This window comes from Nisaea sp. (assembly GCF_965216895.1).
In the GTDB taxonomy this organism is placed as follows: Bacteria; Pseudomonadota; Alphaproteobacteria; order Thalassobaculales; family Thalassobaculaceae; genus Nisaea.
The window spans coordinates 3,618,062-3,634,286 of the sequence record NZ_OZ244205.1; the positions used below are offsets into that span (position 1 = coordinate 3,618,062).

Annotated in this window: 13 protein-coding genes; 5 read left to right on the forward strand and 8 right to left on the reverse strand. The window is 65.6% G+C overall.

Annotation, left to right across the window (positions count from 1 at the left end; genetic code table 11):
- Nucleotides 1-38: 38 nt before the first annotated feature.
- From ACOOE1_RS17355 to ACOOE1_RS17365, 3 genes are read right to left on the reverse strand one after another with little or no spacing between them, the layout of a single operon-like run.
- Entirely contained in the window at nt 39-665 is a 627-nt protein-coding gene (locus ACOOE1_RS17355; RefSeq protein WP_420403460.1) for an HAD family hydrolase, read from the reverse strand.
- A complete protein-coding gene (locus ACOOE1_RS17360; protein ID WP_420403461.1) occupies nt 662-1,570 on the reverse strand; it encodes an NAD(P)-dependent oxidoreductase in 909 nt (302 codons plus the stop codon). The genes ACOOE1_RS17355 and ACOOE1_RS17360 overlap by 4 nt, the downstream gene beginning before the upstream one ends.
- A gap of 19 nt (nt 1,571-1,589) precedes the next feature.
- Nucleotides 1,590-1,994 carry a tellurite resistance TerB family protein gene (locus ACOOE1_RS17365; protein ID WP_420403462.1) on the reverse strand — a complete coding sequence of 135 codons (405 nt, stop codon included), beginning with the start codon at nt 1,992-1,994 and terminating at the stop codon, nt 1,590-1,592.
- A 203-nt stretch (nt 1,995-2,197) separates the two neighbouring features.
- On the opposite strand from ACOOE1_RS17365, the gene ACOOE1_RS17370 reads away from it, so the two are divergent.
- Complete coding sequence (locus ACOOE1_RS17370; RefSeq protein WP_420403463.1) at nt 2,198-3,592, forward strand: amidase; 1,395 nt, start codon at nt 2,198-2,200, stop codon at nt 3,590-3,592.
- Nucleotides 3,593-3,611: 19 nt separating this feature from the next.
- On the opposite strand, the gene ACOOE1_RS17375 is transcribed toward ACOOE1_RS17370, so the two are convergent.
- Nucleotides 3,612-5,189, reverse strand: a complete 1,578-nt coding sequence (locus tag ACOOE1_RS17375) for a SulP family inorganic anion transporter (RefSeq protein ID WP_420403464.1) — start codon at nt 5,187-5,189, stop codon at nt 3,612-3,614.
- 369 nt (nt 5,190-5,558) lie between these two features.
- Here ACOOE1_RS17375 and ACOOE1_RS17380 point away from each other — a divergent pair, with 369 nt between their 5' ends.
- The gene (locus tag ACOOE1_RS17380) at nt 5,559-6,647 is read left to right on the forward strand and encodes an EAL domain-containing protein (RefSeq protein ID WP_420403465.1); all 1,089 of its coding nucleotides are present in this window, start codon (nt 5,559-5,561) and stop codon (nt 6,645-6,647) included.
- Here ACOOE1_RS17380 and ACOOE1_RS17385 read toward each other — a convergent pair.
- The gene (locus ACOOE1_RS17385; RefSeq protein WP_420403466.1) at nt 6,632-7,141 is read right to left on the reverse strand and encodes a hemerythrin domain-containing protein; all 510 of its coding nucleotides are present in this window, start codon (nt 7,139-7,141) and stop codon (nt 6,632-6,634) included. The genes ACOOE1_RS17380 and ACOOE1_RS17385 overlap by 16 nt on opposite strands.
- Nucleotides 7,142-7,446: 305 nt before the next feature.
- Here ACOOE1_RS17385 and ACOOE1_RS17390 point away from each other — a divergent pair, with 305 nt between their 5' ends.
- Entirely contained in the window at nt 7,447-9,534 is a 2,088-nt protein-coding gene (locus tag ACOOE1_RS17390) for a methyl-accepting chemotaxis protein (protein WP_420403467.1), read from the forward strand.
- A gap of 42 nt (nt 9,535-9,576) precedes the next feature.
- Here the strand turns inward: ACOOE1_RS17390 and ACOOE1_RS17395 are convergent, their stop codons facing one another.
- Nucleotides 9,577-11,874 carry a heavy metal translocating P-type ATPase gene (locus ACOOE1_RS17395; RefSeq protein WP_420403468.1) on the reverse strand — a complete coding sequence of 766 codons (2,298 nt, stop codon included), beginning with the start codon at nt 11,872-11,874 and terminating at the stop codon, nt 9,577-9,579.
- Between the two features lie 85 nt (nt 11,875-11,959).
- Between ACOOE1_RS17395 and ACOOE1_RS17400 the strand changes: the two genes are divergently transcribed.
- Together ACOOE1_RS17400 and ACOOE1_RS17405 are read left to right on the forward strand one after the other, a co-directional pair.
- Nucleotides 11,960-12,325, forward strand: a complete 366-nt coding sequence (locus ACOOE1_RS17400) for a cyclic nucleotide-binding domain-containing protein (RefSeq protein WP_420403469.1) — start codon at nt 11,960-11,962, stop codon at nt 12,323-12,325.
- The gene (locus ACOOE1_RS17405; protein WP_420403470.1) at nt 12,322-13,197 is read left to right on the forward strand and encodes a 3-keto-5-aminohexanoate cleavage protein; all 876 of its coding nucleotides are present in this window, start codon (nt 12,322-12,324) and stop codon (nt 13,195-13,197) included. Before ACOOE1_RS17400 ends, ACOOE1_RS17405 begins: the two co-directional genes overlap by 4 nt.
- 126 nt (nt 13,198-13,323) lie before the next feature.
- On the opposite strand, the gene lepA is transcribed toward ACOOE1_RS17405, so the two are convergent.
- Together lepA and ACOOE1_RS17415 are read right to left on the reverse strand one after the other, a co-directional pair.
- The gene (lepA, locus tag ACOOE1_RS17410; RefSeq protein ID WP_420403471.1) at nt 13,324-15,126 is read right to left on the reverse strand and encodes a translation elongation factor 4; all 1,803 of its coding nucleotides are present in this window, start codon (nt 15,124-15,126) and stop codon (nt 13,324-13,326) included.
- A gap of 91 nt (nt 15,127-15,217) precedes the next feature.
- Nucleotides 15,218-16,219, reverse strand: a complete 1,002-nt coding sequence (locus tag ACOOE1_RS17415; protein ID WP_420403472.1) for a lipid A deacylase LpxR family protein — start codon at nt 16,217-16,219, stop codon at nt 15,218-15,220.
- Nucleotides 16,220-16,225: the final 6 nt, after the last annotated feature.

Below are 16,225 nucleotides of genomic sequence, written 5' to 3' on the forward strand. Positions count from 1 at the left end.
AGTCTACCCGCTTCGGGTGTCACCGCAATCGGCTGACTTCAGATCAACGCGAGATTTCGGAAGGCGTCGAGGCAGGTCTCCTCGCACCGGAAGTGATGGGTCCGGAAGCCGAGCGCGTCCGCGGCTTTGATGTTCGGCGCCGAATCGTCGATGAAAAGGGTGCGCTCCGGATCGAGGGCGAAGCGCGCGATGCACAGTTCGAAAATTCGCGGATCCGGTTTGATCATGCGTTCTTCGCCGGAGACCACGACGCCGTCGAACTCTTGCAGGAAGCCGAACCGCTCCCGCGTCTCGCGAAAGGTCTCGGCGCCGAAATTGGTCAGGCCGTAGACCCGGATGCCGGAAGCCCTCATCGACTGCTTGGCCGCGACGATGGATTCGAGCGGGCCCGGAATCATGTCCTGAAAACGGCCGTAGAAGGCCTCGATTTCCGCCCGGTACGCGGGATGGCGCGCAATCAGCTCCGACGTTTGCGCCTCCGGCGACCGCCCGAGATCGTGCCGGACATGCCAGGGGGTGGTGCAGATCGTGCCGAGGAACCATTCCACGCGTTCCTCGTCGGGCGCGCCGTCCGGCGTGCGGAAGATCCGGCGGAAGAGATGGCGCGGGTCCCAGTGGATCAGGACATTGCCGATATCGAACAGCGCGGCCTCGACGGCGCTCATTGCACATCCGTCGGCGTCTCGGCGATCTCGAGGATCAGCGAGGAAATATCGAGGTCGGCCTGCCCGCTATCGACCAGGGCCTTCCAATGGGCGGCGTTGCTGTCCAGCCCGCCGAGTGCGAGGCCGGCCGCCCGGGCGAGTTCCTTGGCCTGCGCGGTGAGATCGGCCTGCATCCGGACCGTGCGGCCGGCGCGGAATTCCCGGTCCGCCATCCGGCGGCCGGTTTCGCTGAGAACGGCGCCGCCGACCGCGCTGTCGGCAAGCGCGGCGAGCAGCGCTTCGGCCTCGACACCGGAAGCGGCGGCGAGCGCCAGGCCCTCGGCGAGAGCCTGCACCATCTGGCCGTGGATCGCCGCGCCGCAGGTCCGGATCGCCTGACCGGCGCCGACCGGACCGGCGTGAAGGACCTTGTTGGACAGCACATGGAGCACGGGCCAGACCCGGGCGAATGCCGTGTCCTGCCCGCCGACGGAGAGCGTGCCGCCGAGCGCCGTCTCGGTGATCGGAGCGTCGATCCAGATGCGGGCGCTTTGCCGGACCCGGTCGGCGAAGGCGCGGGTCGTTGCGGGCCCGGTTTCGCCGATGTCGACGATCAGCCCGTCCGGCGGCGTGCCGTGCAGGACGCCGTAGCGCTCCTCGTCCGGATCGAAGATCACCCGTTCGAGCGCCTTGTCGCTATTGACCGCGACGAGCGTCGCCTCGGTGTAGCGTGCGACGTCCCGCGGGCAGGGCTCGACCTCGATCAGCGGATGCGCCTCCGCCAGCCCCACGGCCTTCGCGGTGTTCTGGGTCCAGACATGAAGGCGCGCACCGCTCTCGGTCAGCTTGCGCGCAACCGCAAGACCGCGTCGGCCGAGGCCGACCAGACCGAGCCGCCGTCCATCGAGCGGCTTCTGGGCCGACATGACGCGGCCCTCCTTCCGCTCAGGGTCTCGCGTAGCGCGCGGCCGAACCGCGCTCGATTGCGGCCGCCGTCAGGCGGTCGACATTCAACTCGTGACGCAGGATCTCGAGGAACCGCAATTCCTCCTGGGTCGCCGTGCCATCGGCCGCGACGACGTCACAGGAGAGCGCATAGGCGGTCGCGCCGAGATGCTCCGGCAGGGTGCGCTTGATCTGGTCGACTGCGGCGTCGAGCCCGTCCGGCTCGCTCAGCAGGTCGATGCAGGAGCCGGCGATCTGGCCGAAATTGCCGATCTCGAAGTCCTGGAAGACCGGCAAGACATTGATGATCTCGCTGATGGTTTCCAGTTCCTTGTCATCGACACTGCCATCTGCTGCAGCGCTCAGGACCATGGCGTAAATAAGTGCGGAGTGAGTGGTGATCATCGCTCGCCCAGGCTTTCCAATTGCGTGAACTCCCAAGGATATAGCCGCTCGGGGGCGCCGACGATAGCCCGGAGTGGGCGAAACCGGCAAATCCCGGCAGGCGGGGACGGCTCTCTTGCCGTGTCGGCGCTTTCGCCGTGGCGGCAAGGAGCGCTAGTCTTGGCGCCAACCACAGCAGAAATAAGGCAGGCGGGGAAAAACCGATGGCGAGACTTCCGGAAGATCCGTTCGAGAAGGGCGGAATCGCGGGTTTTGCGCGCGACCTGCGCGCGGGACGGACTAGCAGCGAGGCGGTGACGCTGGCCTGCCTCGAGCGCATCGACGCGCTCGATGGGAAAATCGGCGCCTTCCAGCATGTCGCGGCCGAAACCGCGCTGCAGACAGCGCAGGCGATGGACGGGTTGCTCCGGGCGGGCACCGATCTCGGCCCGCTGATGGGGGTGCCGATCGGCGTGAAGGACATCTATGCCGTCGACGGCATGCCGACAACGAACGGGTCGCTGATCGAGTCCGCGGACATCACCGGTCCGGAAGGCACCTACGTCCAGCGTCTGAAGAAGGCCGGGGTGGTCGTTCTCGGCAAGACCAAGACCGTCGAATTCGCGCTCGGCGGGACCGGACAGAACGAAGCCCGGGGGATGCCGTGGAACCCGTGGGATCTTGAAACGCATCGCGTTCCGGGCGGATCGTCAAGCGGTTCGGCCGCGGCGACGGCGGCGGGCATGTGTGCGTTCGCGCTCGGCTCCGATACCGGCGGTTCGATCCGAATCCCTGCTTCCTTCTGCGGCCTATCCGGCCTGAAGACCAGCATCGGGCTGATTCCGACCGATGGCGTTTTCCCGCTCTCGCCGACCCTGGATACGGTTGGCGCGCTCTGCCGCTCGGCGGAGGATTCCGCCATCGTGCATGCGGCGACGACGGGCGGTCGGGTTCCGGAGGCCACCTCGCCGCATACCCTGCGTCTCGGTCTGCTGCGCGATTACTTCTTCGAGGATCTCGACCCGGAGGTGGAAGCCTGCGTGGAGAAGTCGCTGCGGGTGCTGGTCGAGGCCGGGATCACGATCGTGGAACTGGACAAGAGCGACCTGCCGGACCCGAAGGAGCGCGAGACGATTTTCCCGCCGATCGTCGGTACGGAGATTCTCGCCAGCCTGGGGCTCGACCGTTTCAAGGCGGGCCGCAACGGGATGGACAGCGTCACGGCGGCCCGCGCTTCGGTCGGGCTCGATGTGACGGCGGTCGACTATGCGCTGGCGCTGCGGCGTCATGACAAGCTCAGGAAGATGGCCGACGAGGCGTTGCGCCCGGTGGACGGGCTGGTCGCGCCGACCACCGCCATGGTGGCGCTGCCGGCCGGGGACTTGAAGACCGAGGAGGGTGGCGCGAGAGGCATGGCCGCCTCGCGCAACACGCAGCCGGGCAATCTCTGGGGCCTGTGCGGGATATCGATCCCGGTCCAGCAGTTCGGCTCGGCGCTGCCGGTCGGCCTTCAGGTGCTTTGCCGGCGCGGCATGGACAGCCATGCGCTCTCCATCGGCGCGGCGATCGAAGGGATCGTCGGGCGCCCGCCGATGCCGCATATCACCGGCACGGCCTGAGCGCGCGTGGGGCCGGGGCCTATTGCCCCGTGCCGACCTGGCCGATCCTGAGATCGTAGTCGGTGGCGACTCCGTAGACCGGATCCTCGTCGTCGCGCTCTTCCACGAGCTGCCCGGCGCGGCCCAGCAGCGCCTTGCAGTCCCGGCTCAGGTGCCGGAGCTGCAGACGTTTGCCGAGTTCGTCGTAACGCTTGGCGAGGCTCTCGATCGCCTGCAGGCCGGAATGGTCGACCACGCGCGAATTCATGAAGTCGATGACCACGCGATCCGGGTCCTCCTTCGGCGTGAACTGGGCGAGGAAGCTCTCGGTCGAGCCGAAGAAGAGCGGGCCGTCGAGGCTGTAGATCTTGGCGCCGGAGACGTCGATGCCGGAGACCGCATGCATCCGGGTCGCCGCGTTCCAGGCATAGAACAGGGCCGCCAGGATCACGCCGACCACGACCGCGATGGCGAGGTCGGTGAACACGGTGACGATGGTGACGAGCACGATCAGCAGCGCGTCCTTGCGCGGGATGCGGCGCATGATGGTCAGGCTGCGCCAGGCGAAGGTGCCGATCACCACCATGAACATGACGCCGACCAGCGCCGCGAGCGGGATCTGCTCGATCAGGCCGGAGGCGAAGAGGATGAAGCTCAGCAGGAACAGGGCGGCGGAAATGCCCGAGAGCCGTGTGCGGCCGCCGGACTTCACGTTGATCACGCTCTGCCCGATCATCGCGCAGCCGCCCATGCCGCCGAAGAACCCGGTGACGGTGTTGGCGATGCCCTGTGCCAGGCACTCCTTGGACGCACCGCCCTTGGTCTCGGTCATGTCGGCGACCACGTTGAGGGTCAGCAGGCTTTCGATCAGGCCGATCGCGGCGAGGATCAGCGAGTAGGGCAGGATGACCTGCAGGGTCTCCAGCGTGAGCGGCACCATCGGGATATGGAAGTCCGGGAGGCCGCCCTTGATGCTGGCGAGATCGCCGACCCGCGGCAGGTCGAGATCGAGGCCGATGACGATCAGCGAGACGATGCCGACGGCGGCGAGCGGCGCCGGTATGAACTTCGTGATGCGCGGAACGAGATAGACCAGCGCCATGGTCAGCGCGGTAAATCCGAGCATCAGATAGAGCGGCTCGCCGGTCATCCAGGTCGCGGTGCCGTCGGGGGCATGATCCTTGAACTGTCCGAGCTGGGCCAGGAAGATCACGATCGCGAGCCCGTTGACGAAGCCGAGCATGACCGGATGCGGCACCATGCGGATGAACTTGCCCCAGCGCATCACGCCGGCGGTGATTTGCAGCAGGCCCATGAGGACCACGGTAGCGAAGAGATACTCGACACCGTGCCGGACGACGAGATCGACCATGACGACCGCGAGCGCGCCGGTGGCGCCGGAGATCATGCCGGGCCGGCCGCCGAGGACGGCGGTGATGAGACCGACGATGAAGGCGGCATAGAGGCCGACCAGCGGATGCACATGGGCGACAAAGGCGAAGGCGACCGCTTCCGGCACGAGCGCGAGGGCGACGGTGAGGCCTGCGAGGATCTCGGTCTTGATCTGGCCGGAGGACAGCTTGTAGCCCTTATTGGGTCCGTCTGTTGCGGATGACAAACGCGATTTCATCGCCTGCAGCATGGGTGCGCATCTCTCTCGGTGTCGATGGATGTCCGGGGTTTTCCCACCCACTCTTCCGCCCCCGCGGGCAATGGCCCGGAGACGCATGAGAAGGCGTCCGTTCACGCTCCATAATACAGTATTGCTGACCTATCTCAATATTGTTGTGCAGCGCAGCATTGCATGGGAGGTGTGCGTGACGGGCGCACTATCCCGGTAGTTCATTGATAATTGCTTAAACGTTCTCTGTTCCGGAATGCACTTTCCAACGGATGTCCGTCGAAATGCTTCAATGCCAGGCCTTCGCCTGCCATGTGATCCGCGAAGAAGGCAGCTGCGTATCGTTCTCCCACAAGGAGAAAAAACATGCGCTGTCAGGAATGCGAGCAGGTTGACGAGATCGTCTTCGACCAAACCAGATTCTGGTTCCATATGCCGACGTCGGAATCCTTTGCGCGGGTCGCCTCGGTCTTTGACCGGCGCGACATGGCCGCACGCGGCGTGGGCGGGAACTGCCTGGAAGCGTCCGTGGCGCGGGACGGTATCGACGGGGTGATGACCGCGCTCTTCGGGGAACTGAACAAGAAAGAGCTGAAAGAGACCAAGGTGCTCACCACGGCGGGCGGTGACCCGACGCCGCTGGACATGAGCCGCGTGATGAGCGCGGACGTCTTCGTGAACCGGGTCAAGGGGCAATGGCTGGTCGACGCCTTGGAAGACGAGCTCTACGACACCTGGTACCAGCCGATCGTGGACGCGAACGCCACAACCGCGGAGAATCCGTTCGCGCTCGAAGGGCTTCTCCGGATGCGGGATCGAGACGGAAACAACATATCGCCGGGTTATGTCTTCCAGCTCGCCGAACATGCGGGCCTGTTGTTCCCGCTCGATATCGCGGCCCGCACCTCGGCCGTGCGCCGTGCCGCGGAAAGCGGCTTCCGTGGCCGGATCTTCGTCAACTTCAATCCCTCGAGCATCTACGACCCGGCCTATTGTCTGCGCACGACGGCCTCGGCGGTCGCGGACCTCGGGTTGAAACCGGCAGACATCACCTTCGAGCTCACCGAGACGCACCGGATCCAGGACAAAGACCATCTGAAGGGCATTCTGGCCTTCTACCGGCAGGCCGGATTCAAGGTTGCGCTCGACGATATCGGCTCCGGCTGGTCCGGCCTCAACCTGCTGCACGAGATGCGGCCGGACTTCGTCAAGATCGACATGGACCTGGTCCGCAACATCGACCGCGATCCCCTGAAGCAGTCGATCGTCGGCCATCTGATCTCGATCGCGCGGGAGCACAATATCGAGGTCATCGCCGAGGGCATCGAAACCGAGGCCGAGGCAAGCCTGCTGCGCGACGCCGGGGCGAATTACCTGCAGGGTTACCTGTTCGCGAGACCGGCGCCGATTGGCACGATCCTGGGGCAGCCTGCGGCAGATCAGCCGGCCGCGTAGTCGGAGTTGTCCTCTTCCTGAGCGTTGTGGATGCGCACCAGGGCGTCGACGGATTCGATGATGCGCTGGGCGTCACGGATCAGGTAGCGGTCGGCGTCCTCCTCGCCGACGCCGCTGAGCAGCCGGTCGAGCAGGCGGCCGAGATGCTGGATCTCGCGGTGCGCCCGGCTCATCGCCGCCAGCCCGTGGGCGTTGCCGAGATGCGGTACCAGCTGGGGATAGACACTGATCTCGTCCTCGCGCTCGTGCGGCACGATGTCCTCGTTGATGATGCGGTTTGCGTCGGCGATGCGGGCGAGCGCCTCGGCGCCCTCGGCATCGTCCAGGGCGTCTGCATGGGCCCGGAGCTGGTCGCGCCGGTCTTCGACTGCCTCGTGCTCCTCGCGCAACCGCCGGGCGGCTTCCTCGGGCAAGCTCGGCTTCATCTCCAGGCCCGGCGGGACCAGGGCCCTGAGCGCGTTCAGGATCACCGCTTCGCCCGATCCGGAGGGCATTTTCTTCATGGCGGTGCGACATGAAAGATTGTGGTGGCGTTGGGGGTATCGTCATTGCATTGAATTCTTGCAATCAAGATAGTCGTAATCAGATGTGCGTGGTTTGTTAGGTAATTGTACTTGTTGTATTGAATTGGTTAATTTGTATTACTGACGATTAATTTACCAAATATAAGTATTTCTCCGTCAATAAAAGCCTTTGTATGCGCGAGTGCATGTATTGCCGGCGACCGAAAGGCTGTGAGCAAATGAAGAACGTGAACCTGTCGACAAAAATTCCGACGTTGGTCGGTGTGGCAGCCGCCATGTCCGTCCTTATTGTCGGGGTATTCGCCTACATTCAGTTTTCACGCGAAATGGAGGCGCGTGCGGTCGACCGGCTTGCCGCACTGTCACAGGCCCGCATCAGCGCTCTGGCAGCCTATCTCCAGTCGATCAGGGAAGACCTCGTCATCACGGCTCAGAACGAGATTGTGCTCGAGGCCACGAAATCATTCGAAGCCGCGTTCACGGAGATCAATGCGGACGGATCCGCAAGGGATGTCCTGCAAAGACACTATATCGAGAACAACCCCCATCCGACGGGCAGCAAGCATCTGCTCGATGTCGCGCCTGACGGATCCGAATATTCGGACCTGCACGAGCGATTCCATCCGTGGTTCCGGGAACTGCAGCAGCGGCGGGACTACTACGATGTGTTCCTCGTCGCTGCCAATGGTGACCTGATCTACAGCGTCTTCAAGGAGCTCGACTATGCCACCAACCTGAACAGCGGGAAGTGGAAGGACACGGATATCGCCCGGGTCTTCACAATGGCGAGCAAGCTCCGTGCGCCGGGCGAGGTCGCGTTCACCGATTTCGCGCCATATGCACCGAGCTACGATGCGCCCGCAAGTTTCATAGCCGCTCCGATACTCGACGGTGGCGAGTTGCTCGGCACGCTGATCTTCCAGATGCCGATAGGCCGGATCGACGCCCTGATGACCGATGTTGCGGGCATGGGACGGACCGGCCAGACCATTCTCGTCGGCGAAGATTTCCTGATGCGCAGCAGCTCCCGCGCCCTCGGCTCCGATGTCATCCTGAAGACCAGTGTGGAGGCGGACTCGGTCCGTCGCGCTCTGGGAGGCGAAACCGGCTGGCAAAAGTCGACCGGCTATGACGGCCAGGAGGTCTATTCCGCCTTCTCGCCGTTGACCTTTGAAGGCGTGACCTGGGCCGTTCTCGGCGAGATGGATGTCGAAGAGATCCTTGCCGCCGTGCACGACATGCGGACGGTGATGCTGACTGTCGGCCTGGCGATCTTCGTGCTGCTGTCGGCCGTCGGGTATTTCCTCGCCCGCAGTGCACTGCGTCCCGTGGTTGACATGACGGGAGTGATGGATGCGCTCTCCGGCGGCGACCTGTCGGTCGCTGTGCCGGGAGTCGGGCGCGGAGACGAGATCGGACGGATGGCCGGTTCCGTGCAGGTGTTCCGCGACAACATGGTTCGCAACGAAGAGCTCAGGGCGGAACAGGAACGCGCCCGCCTCAGCCGGGAAGAACGCGCGCAGCATGTCGAAGGGGTGACCAGGGAGTTCGATCAGCAGGTCAGCGAGGTGTTAAAGAGCGTCGCCGCGGCGACGACACAACTCGACGCTACTGCGAAGTCGATGGCGTCCATCGCCGAGCGGGCGGAAGGCCAAGCCTCGTCGGTAGCGGCGGCGTCGGAGGAGGCGACAACGAATGTCCAGACCGTCGCGGCGGCGGCGGAGCAACTGACGATGTCGATCAGTGAGATCGGGGCGCAGGTCAGCGAGTCGACGCGGATCAGCGCCGAGGCTGCCGGGCAGGCCGAAGAAACCCGGGAATCTGTCATCGGGCTCGATCAGGCCGCGCAGAAGGTCGGCGAGATCGTCGACATGATCAACGATATTGCGGAGCAGACCAACCTGCTGGCCCTCAATGCGACGATCGAAGCGGCTCGTGCGGGTGAGGCGGGCAAGGGATTTGCCGTCGTGGCCAGCGAAGTGAAGAACCTGGCCAACCAGACGGCCCAGGCCACCGACGAGATCGCGGGGCAGATCAGCTCCATGCAATCGGAAACCTCGAAAGCTGTCGATGCGATCCGGACCATCAGCGAGACCGTCAACCGTATCAGCACGATCGCTACCGGCATCGCCTCGGCCGTCGAGGAGCAGAATGCGGCAACTTCGGAAATCAGCCGCAATGTCCAGCAGGCGGCGGAGGGCACGACCGAGGTTAGTTCGAGCATCGTCTCCGTGAACGAGGGGGCTCAGGAAACCGGGGCCGCAGCGAGCCAGGTGCTGCAGACGGCACAGGAGGTCGCGCACCAGTCGAACACCCTGAACGGCATTGTGGACCGCTTCCTCAACGAGGTGCGCACGTCCTAGGAATCCGCGACCGGAGGAGGTGCGTCGCCGCGGCACCTCCGGTCAGTTTACCGCGTAGTCGAAGATATCCTCTTCCTGCGCGTTGTGGATGCGCACCAGGGCGTCGACGGATTCGATGATGCGCTGGGCGTCGCGGATCAGGTAGCGGTCGGCGTCCTCCTCGCCGACGCCGCTGAGCAGCCGGTCGAGCAGGCGGCCGAGATGCTGGATCTCGCGGTGCGCCCGGCTCATCGCCGCCAGCCCGTGGGCGTTGCCGAGATGCGGCACCAGCTGGGGATAGACATTGATCTCATCCTCGCGTTCGTGCGGCACGATATCCTCGTTGATGATGCGGTTCGCCGCGGCGATGTGGGAGAGCGCTTCCGCGCCTCGGGCATCGTCCAGGGCGTCCGCATGGGCGCGGAGCTGGTCGAGCCAGTCTTCGACTTCCTCGTGCTCGTCGCGCAGTCTTTGGGCGGCCGCCTCGGGCAGGCTCGGCTTCGTGCCGAGGCCTGGCGGGACCAGGGCCCTGAGCGCGTTCAGGATCACGGCGATGTCGATCCCTTCCTGCAGGATCGCGCCGGCGACCGGGGTCAGGTACCCGGCGGCGGCGAAGCCCATGGCGACCAGCGACATCATCATGCCGGCGACAATGCTTTCCATCGCGATCCTACGGGAGCGCTTGGCGATCGCGAGCGCGTCCGCCACCCGGTCGAGCCGGTCGATCAGGACCACGGCGTCGGCCGCCTCGGAGCTCGCGCTGGCGCCCCGCGCACCCATGGCGATCCCCATATCGGCGGCGGCGAGCGCGGGAGCGTCGTTGATCCCGTCGCCCACCATAAGGGTCGGATGGCGCTTCTTCTCGAACTCGACCGCGTCGACCTTGTCCGCCGGGACCCGGTTGGCGAGCACCGCATCGAGGTCGAGGGCGGCGCCGATGGTCTCCGCCGCATCCGCATGATCGCCGGTCACCATGACGATGCGGCCGATCCCGGCCTCGCGCAGGGCGCGGACCGCGCGCGGCGCCTCCCGCCGGAGCGAGTCGCCGAGCAGGAGCGCACCGACGAGGGTGCCGTCGACGGTCACGAAGACCGAGAGCGCGGAGCGCCATGAGGCCCGGCGCTGGGCCCGGTCGACCCAGGCGGCGCGCTGGTTGCCGCCGGTGGTCATCGTCAGGCTGCCCGCGGCGACACGCTTGCCGTCGACCGTGCCGGTCAGGCCCGATCCCAGTTCTTCGCGCACGTCCGTCGGCGGCACCAGGGTCATGCCGCGGGTTTCGGCCGCGCCGACGATGGCCTGGGCGATCACGTGATGCGAGGCCTGCTCCAGGCAGGCGGCGAGACGCAGGACTTCCGCCGGATCGTGGCCCGGGGCGGTCTCCACTGCAACGAGGCGCGCGCCCCCGACAGTGAGCGTGCCGGTCTTGTCGAACAGGATCGTGTGGGCGCGGGCGAGCGCTTCCAGCGCCATGCCGCCTTTCACCAGGACGCCGCGCCGGGCCGCGAGCGAGACGCCGGAGATGAAGGCGACGGGCGCGGCGAGGATCAGCGGGCATGGCGTGGCGACGACCAGCACGGCGAGCCCGCGGACCGGATCTCCGGAAAAGAGCCATGCACCGCCGGCAACCGCCACCGCCAGGGGCAGCAGCAGAAGGGCGAAACGGTCCGCCATGCGGATGAAGGGGGCCTGTGCGGTCTGCGCGGCGGCGACCATGGCGACGATCCCGGCATAGGTGCTTTCGCTTGCCGTCGCCGTCGCCTGCAGGGTGAAGGGCACGCCGGAATTCACCGCTCCGCTGCGCACCGGCTCGCCGGCATGGCGCTCGACCGGGATCGGTTCGCCGGTCAGCGCGGACTCGTCGATCGTCGCCGTCCCGTCGGCCCCTGTCTCGAGGATCACGCCGTCGACGGGAATGACATCGCCGGTGCGCACCAGCAGACGGTCCCGCTCGACGACCCGCTCGACATCGGTGTCCTCCAGCGTTCCGTCGACATAACGGTGCGCGGTCCGCGGCGCGCGGTCCGTCAGGCTCTTCAGATTGCGCTCGGCGCGGGAGACGGCGAAATCCTCCAGCACGTTGCCGCCCGCATACATCACCGCGACGACGACCCCGGCCAGGGTTTCCCCGAGGGCGAGCGCGGCCGACATGGAGAGCAGCGCGACGGCGTCGACCCCCATCCGTCCGGCGAGCAGTGCGCGGGTCATGGAGACGGCGAGGGAGAGGACGACCGGAAGGGTGGCCAGGCCCCAGATCCAGGTCGCGGCGGCGCCATGGCCGGTCTGCCACGCGATCAGCCCGGCGGCGAGGCCCGCAGTCGCGACGGCGATGAGCATTCTGCCGAGGAGCCGTTCTGATACCATGCACCTGTCCCGTGCCTGTTGCGCTCGATCCGAGCATGTCGCACATAGGTACACGATGGAAAGGCGACCCGGCGAGCAAAGACCGATGCAATACAAAGAAGCCAAGGCTCAGCGCTACAAGAAGGGGCAGTTCGTCTTCGAAGAGGGAGACAAGGCCTTCGAGGCATTCATCGTCCAGAGGGGATCGGTGGAGATCTATATCGGGACGGAACGGAATGAAAAGGTTCTCGACGTCATCACCCGGAATCAGATGTTTGGCGAGATGGGGGTGATTGCGGACATCCCGCGGACCGCCACCGCCCGCTGTCTTGAGGACACCGAACTGGTTGCCGTCGACCGCTCTCTGATCCAGGCCAAGATAAAGGAGATGGATCCCTATATCCGCTATCTGATGGACTCCCTGATTTCCCGCCTTGTCCGCACGTCGCGTGCCGGAGGAGCACAGCAATGAGTCGGATCTGGCTGGAAGCCGCGGTCAACGGCCCCTGGACGCGATCGCGTCAGCCCGCGATCCCGGTCTCGGTGGAAGACATCGCCGCAGACTGCCTAGCCTGTGCGGAAGCCGGCGCCGCGATCCTGCATTTCCACCCCTACGATGCCGCGACCGGCCTGCAGGTCGACACCGCCGAGGCCTATGCCGAGGTGATCGAGCGGGTGCGCGAGGAGAACGAGGAGGTGATCATCTACGGTACGCTGCCGATGGCGGGTCTGCCAAACGTCTCCGACACGATGAGTCCCGCGGCGCGCTTCTCCCATGTGAAGGGCCTTGCCGAGCGCGGCCTGATCGAGTGGAGCGTGGTCGACCCCGGCAGCACCAACATCACCCACGATGCCTGGATTGCCGAGGGCCGCGAGGGCTTCACCTATTTCAATCCGGAAAGCCATGTCCGCTATGGCCTCGAACTCTGCCGGGAGAAGGGCCTGCATCCGAGCTACGCGATCTACGAGCCCGGCTTCATCCGGCAGGGCGCGGCCCTGCACCGGGCCTATCCCGGCTGCCCCAAGCCGCTCTACCGCTACATGTTCTCCGACCGCCTGACCTTCAGCTTCCCGCCGGAGCTCTACGCGCTGGAGGCCTACGACACCCTGCGCGAAGCGGAGGCGCCCGGCGCCCCCTGGATGGTCGCCGGCCTCGCCGTCGACATCCGCCCGCTGATCGCCCCGGCCGTGGAGCGCGGCGGCCATGTCCGGGTCGGCCTGGAGGACCAGCCGTTCGGGGTCGAGACGACGAATGCCGCGCTGGTCGAGGAGGCGGTGAGGCTGATCGAGGCGGCTGGCGGCATGCTCGCGACGCCGGATGAAGTGCGGGCGGGGCTGAAATAAACGCCATCGTCGGACGTCATCCCGGCCGCAGTGCCGCGACCTTGTGCCACCCGAGCGGCGTCGAGAGATCCCGGATCGAGGTCCGGGATGACGTGCGCTGGTGCGGTCCAGAGAAGAAGAAAGTCCTCAGCCGTCGCCCATCTTGAGGGCTTCGATGAAGGCGCTCTGCGGGATGTCGACATTGCCGAACTGCCGCATCTTCTTTTTGCCTTCCTTCTGCTTCTCCAGCAGCTTCTTCTTCCGGGTGATGTCGCCGCCGTAGCATTTCGCGGTGACGTCCTTGCGCATCGCGCTGACGGTCTCGCGGGCGATCACCTTGCCGCCGATCGCCGCCTGGATGGCGATCTTGAAGAGCTGGCGCGGGATCAGGTCCTTCAGGCGGGCGCACATGGCGCGGCCGCGGAACTCGGCCTGGCTGCGGTGCACGATCATGGAAAGGGCGTCCATAGGATCGCCGTTGACCAGAACGCTGAGCTTAACCAGGTCGCCAGCCTCGTAGCTTTCCAGCGCGTAGTCGAAGCTGGCATAGCCGCGCGAGATGCTTTTCAGCCGGTCGTAGAAATCGAACACCACCTCGTTCAGCGGCAGCTTGTAGACCGCCATGGCCCGGCTGCCGACATAGGTCAGCTCCAGCTGCTCGCCGCGCCGTTCGGTGCAGAGCGAGAGCACCGGGCCGAGATACTCGTCCGGCACCATTATGGTCGCCTTGATCCACGGCTCCTCGATGCTGTCGATCTTCATCACGTCCGGCATGTCCGCCGGATTGTGCAGCTCGATCTGCTTGCCGTCGGTCAGGTTGATCCGGTAGACGACGCTCGGCGCGGTGGTGATCAGGTCGAGATTGAATTCCCGCTCCAGCCGCTCCTGGATGATCTCCAGGTGCAGCAGGCCGAGGAAACCGCAGCGGAACCCGAAGCCGAGCGCGGCGGAGCTTTCCGCCTCGAAGCTGAAGCTGGCGTCGTTCAGGCGCAGCTTCTCGAGGCTGTCGCGCAGATCGGGATAGTCGTTGGCATCGACCGGGAAAAGGCCGCAGAACACCACCGGGATGCTCGGCTTGAAGCCGGGCAGCGGCGCATCGCAGGGACGTTTTTCCTCGGTGATGGTGTCGCCGACCTGGCAGTCGGCCACGGTCTTGATCGAGGCGCTCATGAAGCCGACCTCGCCCGGACCGAGTTCCTTGAACTCGGTCAGTTTCGGCGTGAAGGCGCCGACCTTCTCGACCAGATGCGTGGCGCCGGTCTGCATCAGCTTGATCTTCTGGCCCTTCTTCAGCACGCCCTCGCGCACCCGGACCAGCGCCATGACGCCGAGATAGCTGTCGTACCAGCTGTCCACCAGCATGGCCTGCAGCGGCTTCTCGCGGTCGCCGGTCGGGGCCGGAAGGCGCTGCACCAGCGCCTCGAGCACGGCGCCGACATTGAGCCCGGTCTTGGCCGAGACCTCGATCGCGTCGGACGTGTCGATCCCGATCACGTCCTCGATCTGCTCCTTCACCCGCGGCACGTCGGCAGCCGGCAGGTCGACCTTGTTCAGGACCGGGATGATCTCGTGATCCTGCTCGATCGCCTGGTAGACGTTGGCCAGGGTCTGCGCCTCGACCCCCTGGCTGGCATCGACCACCAGGATCGAACCCTCGCAGGCGGCGAGCGACCGGCTGACCTCGTAGGCGAAGTCCACGTGACCGGGAGTGTCCATCAGGTTGATCTGGTAGATCTCTCCGTCCGAGGCCTTGTACATCAGCCGCACGGTCTGCGCCTTGATGGTGATTCCGCGCTCGCGCTCGATATCCATGCTGTCGAGCACCTGCTCCTTCATCTCCCGGTCGGCGAGGCCGCCGCAGAGCTGGATCAGGCGGTCCGCGAGCGTGGACTTGCCGTGGTCGATATGGGCGATGATCGAGAAATTACGGATATGGCTGAGGTCGGTCATGTGGGCCGATTGCTGTCATGAGGGTGCTGGCGGGGGAAAATAGGGCCCGACGCGGCAACTGGCAATCGTGAAACGTTAGCGGCAACCCCGCTCAGAACGCATAGGTCACGCCGAGCGATCCGAAGGTCGAGAAGTCGTCGTCGCCGGAGAATTCGGGCGTGCGCACAACCTGGGTCAGGGACACGCGGGCGCGTCCGACGGCGAAGACGATCCCGTAGGTGAAGTCGCCGACCATGATCTCCTTGTCGACCGAGGGGCTGTCCTTGAAGGTATTGCCGTCGAGGAAGATGTTACGGCCGACCAGACGGCCCTCGATCCCGGCGAAGAGATACCAGCCGAAATCGCCCGTCGGCTCGAAATAGCCCGAGCCGGGCGTGCTTGGCTGGATCCGCGGCGGGCCGTAATCGCCGGTCGGCAGATCCTTGCCGAAGCGCAGCATCATGCCGCCGTTGATATGGGTGAAGACGTTGCCGAGCGCACCGCCGACATAGGGCGAGGCGTCGATCTCGTAACCGTAGGGGGCGCCGAGCAGCGCTTCCGCCCACTTCTTCTCGAAGGTTATCAGGATGGCCGGTTCGTTCTCGATCTGGCTGTCCCATCCGCGCGGCTCGCGGCTGTCGATCACGCTGTGGACGAAGCTCTGCACCGGTTCGCCCAGCGCGGCCGGACCGACCACCCCGAGACTGAGCTGCAGCGAGGTGAGACTGTCGTCGGTATCCGCCAGCACGCCGATCGCGCCGTAGAGCCAGGCGCCGTAGGGGCGGTCGTTCGGGTCGGGAACCTTCCGCTCGATATCCTGCGGCGTATAGAGGTTCTGCCCGAGCTGGTAGGTGACGCGGATGTCGGCGTCCGGGGCGACGAAGGGCGATGCCGCCTGCCGGACGCTCCACGGCACCCGGTTCAGATTGTCGGTCCATTGCACCGCAACGCCGTTTGTGTAGTTCCGGTCGGTGCCGTTCACCATGTCGTTCTCGATGGTGAAATTGAACGCGCCGCCGTGACCCGCGGTCTTGTCACCCGCCTCTGCCGGCGAAGTGAAGGCGCCTGTCGCGGCGATCAAGGCGGCCGAAGCCGTAAGGCGGAGTATTTTCATCTGACG

Bases quoted from the DNA above. Each gene is read 5' to 3' on its own strand.
- ACOOE1_RS17370 (WP_420403463.1), top strand. From the start codon at position 2,198: ATGGCGAGACTTCCGGAAGATCCGTTCGAGAAGGGCGGAATCGCGGGT.
- ACOOE1_RS17395 (WP_420403468.1), bottom strand. From the start codon at position 11,874: ATGGTATCAGAACGGCTCCTCGGCAGAATGCTCATCGCCGTCGCGACT.
- ACOOE1_RS17400 (WP_420403469.1), top strand. From the start codon at position 11,960: ATGCAATACAAAGAAGCCAAGGCTCAGCGCTACAAGAAGGGGCAGTTC.
- ACOOE1_RS17380 (WP_420403465.1), top strand. From the start codon at position 5,559: ATGCGCTGTCAGGAATGCGAGCAGGTTGACGAGATCGTCTTCGACCAA.
- ACOOE1_RS17385 (WP_420403466.1), bottom strand. From the start codon at position 7,141: ATGCCCTCCGGATCGGGCGAAGCGGTGATCCTGAACGCGCTCAGGGCC.
- ACOOE1_RS17405 (WP_420403470.1), top strand. From the start codon at position 12,322: ATGAGTCGGATCTGGCTGGAAGCCGCGGTCAACGGCCCCTGGACGCGA.
- ACOOE1_RS17365 (WP_420403462.1), bottom strand. From the start codon at position 1,994: ATGATCACCACTCACTCCGCACTTATTTACGCCATGGTCCTGAGCGCT.
- lepA (WP_420403471.1), bottom strand. From the start codon at position 15,126: ATGACCGACCTCAGCCATATCCGTAATTTCTCGATCATCGCCCATATC.
- ACOOE1_RS17415 (WP_420403472.1), bottom strand. From the start codon at position 16,219: ATGAAAATACTCCGCCTTACGGCTTCGGCCGCCTTGATCGCCGCGACA.
- ACOOE1_RS17355 (WP_420403460.1), bottom strand. From the start codon at position 665: ATGAGCGCCGTCGAGGCCGCGCTGTTCGATATCGGCAATGTCCTGATC.
- ACOOE1_RS17360 (WP_420403461.1), bottom strand. From the start codon at position 1,570: ATGTCGGCCCAGAAGCCGCTCGATGGACGGCGGCTCGGTCTGGTCGGC.
- ACOOE1_RS17390 (WP_420403467.1), top strand. From the start codon at position 7,447: ATGTCCGTCCTTATTGTCGGGGTATTCGCCTACATTCAGTTTTCACGC.